Origin of the sequence: Thermosynechococcus sp. OHK43 (genome assembly GCF_014466085.1) — a bacterium.
In the GTDB taxonomy this organism is placed as follows: Bacteria; Cyanobacteriota; Cyanobacteriia; order Thermosynechococcales; family Thermosynechococcaceae; genus Thermosynechococcus.
Genome location: NZ_JACOMP010000007.1, coordinates 1 through 6588 on the forward strand (window position 1 = coordinate 1; position 6588 = coordinate 6588).

Genomic DNA, 6588 nt, shown 5'->3' on the forward strand with positions numbered 1-6588 from the left:
GCCGAATGCGAGATCGGCTTCCCAGTCGCTCCGCCAGTTTACAGGCCAATTCCACCCCACTCGGACCAGCACCAACAACGACAACGCGGATGCGATCGCGATCAGAGTGCTCGCACCGTTGCAGCGCTTCTTCAAGGCGGTAGGCGTCACTGAGGGTACGGAACGTCAAGGCGTACTCCGCCCCACCGGGGATAGGGCTTTTCGGGGTTTCACCCCCTAGGGCGAGAACGAGTTTTTCATAGGTGAAGGGGTCGCCCTTGCTGAGGTGAACGGTTTTTTCCTGGAGATCAATAGTGGTCACCGTTCCCTGATGAAAGACCACTGGCGTATCCCGCAGCAGCTCCACAAAGGGAGGGGCAATTTCCCAGGCCTCTAGCTCCCCCGTAATCAGTTCGTAAAGCAGGGGCGTAAATACAAAGCGATCGCTGTGATCCACAAGGGTGATCCCTAGGGGGGAAGACCACGGGAATTGCGCCAAGCGGAGGGCTGTATAAAGCCCACCGAACCCACCACCTAGAATGCAAATTTCGCTTCTCACCGCTGATTCCCTGATCATGCTGTCCCCCTCAGTATAACTTGCGCCTTTGTGAGGTCAGCAATTTGGGGCACGGCTAGGGGCTCGTTGAGGGCTGGTTCTGGCAGCAAGGGGCGATCGCGCCGCAGCCAAATGGCCTGCAAACCCGCTCCTTGAGCACCGCGGACATCCTCCTCCCAACTGTCGCCAATGTGCCAGACTTGGGAGGCCCCATAGGAAGCCACTGCCCGCTCAAAGATCAACCGATCCGGTTTCGCTGCCCCCACCTCACTGGAAATCCACACCGCCTGGAAAAAACGGGCTAACCCCAAGGCCTCAAGAACCCCATAGAGACGGCTATCAAAATTGGACACCACCATCAGGGGAATATCCTGCGCTTGCCAATTCTCCAAAGCAGGCAAGACATCCTCATAAAGGCACCAGGGTTCAGCGGTAGCGTAGTAGGCAAAGACAGGGGCAAAAAACGTCTCAAAATCAACAAATTGATCCAAGACCCCCGCGCGGCGAAATGTCTCTGCCGCAACCCCTTGCCACCACCGCAATTCTGCCTCTGCCCGTTGTGAAGCCTCAAGCTCAGGGAAGGCGCAGGGAGGAGCCGCCTTAAAGGCCTTAAAGAAGGCCACATCCAAGGCTGCTGGATCAACCTGAACCCCGACTTCAGCCGCAAAGCGACCATAGACTGTGCCCACAGATTCCTGTAAGCCAAAGAGGGTGCCGACGGCATCTAGGGTAATGAGCTGGGGCGGATCAAGCGGGTGCATCGGAACTGGCATCCACAGCGGGTGGCGCGGAGGTCTGCTGAGCACGGCGCTTGCGTTCCTGCTCCACAAGTTCCCTCATCAAACTGCGAGCCTGATTGATTTTGTCGAGGTTACTGCGGTAGAGTTCGAGATCGCGCTTGACTTTCTCAATGGGCAGTTGGATCACAGGAGCCAGTTGATCCAGTATTTCGTTGAGGTTGACTGTCAGTTCTCCTGCCAGCTCTTGCAGGAAGGCATAGAGTCCCACGGCATGAAGGCGGCTATATTTGCCCGCGTGGTTGAGGCTGTTGAGGGGGGCACTGGGTTGGCCACTGTTGAGTTCACCAAGGATTTGACTCAAGGGGCGGCCTTGGTACTGTTGCCAACTGGCGGCATCCTCCTTCAGCTGTTGCGGGTTCATTTCCTCAGCAACACAGAGGGCATGAAAAATACGGTCGCGATCGCCCTCGGGCTGATAACCCTCCATAAACTGGTCAAAGGCAGTAACAACCCCAAGAGCAAAGAGGGGAGAGTAGCGAAAATCTACATTGACGCGCAACAGATGGATTTCGACAAGCAGTTCTTCAATGAAGCGACGGTAGATCGAGTGAATCGGTCGCGTGTAAGCCGCATAAAAGGCGCGTTTGGTATCAGAGACAGTTCGAGGATTTTGCACAAGCTCTGCCGATATTCGTTAAAAAATGTCATGATTCTTTACTATTATCGCCCATTGCGCTTTCCCAATCAATGATGCATTCGGAGCTTGCCCTAGCTATTGCCCAATTTAATAGCGGCGAATTCTATGCCTGCCATGACACCCTCGAAGCTCTCTGGCTAGAGGCCAGTGAACCTGAGGGCACGTTTTACCAAGGCCTGCTGCAAATTGCTGTCGCCTGCTATCACCTGAGTCGGGGCAACCAGCGGGGGGCAATTTTACTCTTGGCGGAAGGACGGCGTCGCCTTGAACAGTGTGATCCTGACTACCAGGGTTTAGACTTAGCAGCCTTCCTAGCAGGAGTGGCCGAGTTACAAGCGCAGCTTCACCTCGCAAAAACTCCCCTTGACTCAGCGCCCAAAATTCAGTTGCATCTTCCTGTTGCTGAATCCCTAGATCAAGCCTAGATGCCAAGACCCGGGACATGACCTACCTTTGAAACAACTACTCTGGTCGCTCCATTTACCACGTTCAGAGTTTCTCGATGGGTATCATGTGGTCCCAAGTGCGTTGGGGAATTCGGTGACTGTGCGTCCAAAGGTAGCCTGTGAGCGTCTCTTGCAGATCAGCGGCGGAGACAAACGCTCAACGCGCAGAATCTCGGCAATGCGACCGTTGAGGCGCTCGACCATGATTGGTTTGCGGGTGGCGAGGTTGGATAAGCCGATGCTGGATTCTCTTCTTCCCACAGAGATAATCGAACGGATGGCGTCCGGTGGGTTGGCGATCGCCCGTGGTAAGATAAACAACTTGCCAGGTCTTGACAGCAGCCCTCCAGAACAACAATAACAACCCCAGTGCGAAGCGCAAAGCAGCCGTCGTCAAGCTGAGACTGTATCGCCCGATATCCCACATAAGCTTCCGAATGGTCGACACCCTACACATCTCCATTGGCGCGAAAACCAGACACACAGCGCTACGCTCAGGACACCTGCACCGCCTATCGCAGCCGCGATGACTGTTCCTACAGGATGATAAGTGCAGCAACGATCTCAGGACTGGATGTCATAGGGGGCACACACTAAGGGAGCTTGAGTCATGAGCTTGAGTCATTTAGGGCAGCCTCATAGACCTGTAGATATTTTGCAGCAACGATTTCACTAGCAAAGCAGTCGACCGCACGAGCCCGTGCGTTTTTTCGAAGCTGTAGATGGCGCTCTGAATCCGAAAGCACCCACTGAATGCCCCGTGCCAGATCTTCTGGATCAAACGGCTGAGCCAGATAGCCCGTCTCTTTGTGCAAGACGATATCGCGCAAACCAGAGGTGTTGAAGGCAACAACAGGCGTGCCACAGGCGTGGGCTTCGGATGCAGTCTGGCCAAATACCTCTAGCCGTGATGGAACTATCATTACATCAGCCGCGCTATACAAAATGCGTAAGCTTAAATCGTCAGCTAAATGCCCGACATAGTTCATCGAAAAGCCAAGATCAGGAGGTTTCCTAGGGCAGAGTTCGCCAAAGATTACCAATTGCAGCTCCAGGAGTTCCCCGCGTAAATGCTGAATTGCCTTAAGCAGAAGATCGAATCCCTTCCTTGGGTCCCGCCCTCCCCCCATTGCACCAAATAGAAGCAAGGGCGTACCCTTAGGCAAACCAAACAGTTCTCGCGCCAAGTTTGTCTCGAGCGGCCGCCACCGTTCGGTATCAATAGGATTTGGGATCACGCTCAATGGCCACTCGTGCATCAACGCACTTTCTTGCACGCACTGCGCCAGCCAACGACTGGGGGTAACGATGTGGATGGGATGCTTCCAACACTTGCGCTTACGCGTCCAGGTCCAGCGGTTGAGATCAAATCCTCTCTCATAGCTAGGCCGGTTGTTATGCCTGTAGCCCTCACGCCAACGATGATCTTCAGTGTAATGTTCAGCTCCGCAAAAGGCCCACATGTCATGTAACGTCCACACCACGGGTTTACGCAGCCGGCCAATATCTTCAATAGACAGCATTTCCCCCTGTACCCAATGCAGGTGCAAAATGTCGGCGTCAGAGCTATTCAGTGCACGGACCCTGCCGGATGGAAGGAACGCCGGGGAATGAAGAATCGGGTTGCCGGTTTTAAGTACTGACTTGACCAGTCCCCTGCCAAGCGCGCGGCGCAGTATGGCCAATCCTTTACCGAAGTTTGTCGTTGGCCCCTCCACCGTCCAGTCGCCAGAGGCGGCAACATCAACCCACAGCCAGGAATCGACGCCCACCCGCCTTAAAGCGTGATGAATCCGATAGGCCGCACGAGCGGCGCCGCCAATGATATCGAAGCAGTTGAGATGAATGACTTTCATGTGATACCTATGGACTCAAACAGTGGTGAGCACGTACCTAAGTAGACGGGCCAGTCCACCAGGCAGGTGTTGGGTAAATCGCCAAAGCATCAACGACTGCTGTTCAACCTTGCGGGCTGCCACAAGGTCCAATCGGTCACAGCGAACGAATGCACGACCATAGGCTACCTTCTCGGCTGGTTGCAAGCCTAAAGCTCGTAGAACTTGATTCCAAGAATAGCGAAAGTGAAAAGTTTGCGGCAGGTGGCAACGTATGACTGGGAAGAAACAGTTAGCAATTAAGTAACGCCCACCAATGCGAAGGTGTTGTGCTGTCTCATACACCAGTTGCAGTGGATCCGGCACATGTTCAAAAACATCAATTGCCAAGAGAATATCATACTCTCCGAGCATTTCCGTTTGGTAGCGGACATTCGCAGTTTTTTCCGCGCGGGCGATCGCCAATAGATGCGGATGGGGCTCGATTACCTCAATCAACGCATCGGGGAGTGCTAGTCCAATCATACGTGCCAGGGTACCGAATCCACCCCCAAACTCCGCCACACGGTTAGGAGAATGCTTTGCAACCCAATCCTTAAATTGCTCACGATATTCCCGGCTTTGGTTATGCTGCTCAATAAACAGGCCATTTAGCAGCCAGACTGGATGACGATAGAAAGCATCAACTGAGGCATCCATCACCTCGGCGTCGCATCCCAGAGATACCCAAGCCTCGTCCATCAAGCCCCACATCTGTTCCAAATCTGGATAACCTCCAAAGCGTTCAAAAACTTGGGCCAACCATTGGCGCTCTTCGAGCTTAATCAATGGCAACTCATCGGCGGAAATCCACTGCGTCAAATCAGCCATCGCACACTTAGCCCCCAGGCTCAGTAGGTGCAAAAAACAACCGTGCCTTCACGCCTCTATGTAGAGTGATTCCGCAAGCGACGCATTCACGCACCAAGCCGTGCACCAGCAAGCGCGGCACATGCTCGAGAAAATGCGACGAATAGAGACGAATAGGTACGAGGCTGTGTTACTCGGCAACGGCAAGTGGTTGAGTAGGTTGACATGTCGGACAGCTCATAAAATTGGAGCGAAATCCAAATTCAGCCACTCTGGGAAATCGACAAAAAACAGCCACAACCAAGATTGACCTTAAGCATGACTCACCTTCCTTTTAAGGATGCCCCATAGGTTACCCGCAGCCCAGCGACGGTAACTGCATAAATCATAAAATATAGGGGAAACATTCCTTACAACCATCAAAAACATGCAAAAACATGATCAAAGACATAACAATCAGCCGACACATCTTAGCACACATTGTTTGGGTGAGTGATGATGCCCAGACTCTGGATGGCCATTTCAGGAAGTAGGCTATCTATATCTGTTGTATGAGTTATCTCAGGCAGAAAGCCAATGTTGCTGAGGAGGTTCGCATTTGGCGTGGCAGTGAGACCACCTTCTCGGTGCGTCCCAGGTCAGCAAAAGGGTCAACGAGAGGCGCCGACACACATTTGCGGACATAACCTCCCCCAACATCCAGATACCGACCTTTGACGGGTTCGCCTAGCATCCAATACAGAGCTCCGGCCAATTTGCAGGGGATCGAAAAGTTTCTCATTACCAGCCCGGTATCAGCAGCGGCTATAGCGCTTGCGTAAGCTTCCTCCTAACCCGGCAAGTTTATTGTAAACACGCTTAACAAATGGTCCCTGAAAACATTTGACATTGCTGAACCTATCGGCCTGGTTATTCCTGATTACTCCTACAGGGTGCACCAAAGGAAAATTCATCGGCACGCGAGCCATATTGGCCAATTCGCTTGTCCTCCTCGTATGAGTAGCATTAGGACCGAAGCCGATATTCGAGATCAGGTTTGTTGCTGGTAGGATGGTTAGCCGACCCTCAACCCAATTCGCAAAAGTCCACTGATAATCCCAGGTATCAATTTCACCGCGATATACCGACTCGAAAATGTTTTTCCAGTAACGCGCTTCGCTTGCATTGCCCACCATATCGACTAGCCAGCCTTCATCGCGGATGCGTGGCCATTTGGACATTGCGATGTCGTAGCTACCGACCCACCGGTCACGCCATGTCGCCCAGCCCCAGATGTGCGTGTATTTCGAGAAGTAATAACTGTCGCCATTGCGACGACGACCGAACTGGAAGTTGTTGCCGCTGATCATACCAATGCGCTGGTCGTGGCGATAGCGTTCCAGTAGTTCCTGGCAAAACCGGAAAAATGTTTGGTCGGGCAGGCAATCGTCCTCGAGGATGATGGCTTCTTCCACCTGTGAAAAAACCCAGTTGATGCCGCTGGAGA

7 protein-coding genes and 1 pseudogene are annotated in these 6588 nt (G+C 53.1%); 1 reads left to right on the forward strand and 7 read right to left on the reverse strand.

Annotated features, from left to right (window positions below):
- The 3 genes from H8Q75_RS00250 to psb29 all read right to left on the reverse strand — a co-directional run.
- On the reverse strand, nucleotides 1-556 hold a 556-nt coding region (locus tag H8Q75_RS00250), incomplete at its 3' end, for an FAD-dependent oxidoreductase (protein ID WP_297039400.1).
- Complete coding sequence (locus H8Q75_RS00255; RefSeq protein WP_297039403.1) at nucleotides 553-1296, reverse strand: HAD family hydrolase; 744 nt, start codon at nucleotides 1294-1296, stop codon at nucleotides 553-555. The genes H8Q75_RS00250 and H8Q75_RS00255, both read right to left, overlap by 4 nt.
- Entirely contained in the window at nucleotides 1283-1951 is a 669-nt protein-coding gene (gene psb29, locus H8Q75_RS00260; RefSeq protein WP_297039406.1) for a photosystem II biogenesis protein Psp29, read from the reverse strand. The genes H8Q75_RS00255 and psb29 overlap by 14 nt, the downstream gene beginning before the upstream one ends.
- Before the next feature lie 71 nt (nucleotides 1952-2022).
- Here psb29 and H8Q75_RS00265 point away from each other — a divergent pair, with 71 nt between their 5' ends.
- Nucleotides 2023-2397, forward strand: coding sequence for a DUF309 domain-containing protein (locus H8Q75_RS00265; protein WP_041429023.1), 375 nt, complete (start codon nucleotides 2023-2025; stop codon nucleotides 2395-2397).
- A 55-nt stretch (nucleotides 2398-2452) separates the two neighbouring features.
- Here H8Q75_RS00265 and H8Q75_RS00270 read toward each other — a convergent pair.
- From H8Q75_RS00270 to H8Q75_RS00285, 4 genes and pseudogenes are all read right to left on the reverse strand, one after another.
- Nucleotides 2453-2734 (reverse strand): annotated as a pseudogene (locus H8Q75_RS00270) (integrase core domain-containing protein); the annotation flags it as partial.
- A 292-nt stretch (nucleotides 2735-3026) separates the two neighbouring features.
- Nucleotides 3027-4274 (reverse strand): glycosyltransferase family 4 protein, encoded by a 1248-nt coding sequence (locus H8Q75_RS00275; RefSeq protein ID WP_297039411.1) that lies wholly within the window; start codon nucleotides 4272-4274, stop codon nucleotides 3027-3029.
- A gap of 15 nt (nucleotides 4275-4289) precedes the next feature.
- Nucleotides 4290-5123: a class I SAM-dependent methyltransferase gene (locus tag H8Q75_RS00280; protein WP_024124363.1), complete on the reverse strand. Its 834-nt coding sequence runs from the start codon at nucleotides 5121-5123 to the stop codon at nucleotides 4290-4292.
- A gap of 773 nt (nucleotides 5124-5896) precedes the next feature.
- A partial coding sequence (locus H8Q75_RS00285; protein WP_297039416.1) for a glycosyltransferase family 2 protein occupies nucleotides 5897-6588 on the reverse strand: 692 nt, incomplete at its 5' end.

What these genes read in the sequence shown, in the direction of transcription:
- H8Q75_RS00255 (WP_297039403.1), bottom strand. Translation starts at nt 1,296, where the DNA reads ATGCACCCGCTTGATCCGCCCCAGCTCATTACCCTAGATGCCGTCGGC.
- H8Q75_RS00265 (WP_041429023.1), top strand. Translation starts at nt 2,023, where the DNA reads ATGATGCATTCGGAGCTTGCCCTAGCTATTGCCCAATTTAATAGCGGC.
- H8Q75_RS00275 (WP_297039411.1), bottom strand. Translation starts at nt 4,274, where the DNA reads ATGAAAGTCATTCATCTCAACTGCTTCGATATCATTGGCGGCGCCGCT.
- H8Q75_RS00280 (WP_024124363.1), bottom strand. Translation starts at nt 5,123, where the DNA reads ATGGCTGATTTGACGCAGTGGATTTCCGCCGATGAGTTGCCATTGATT.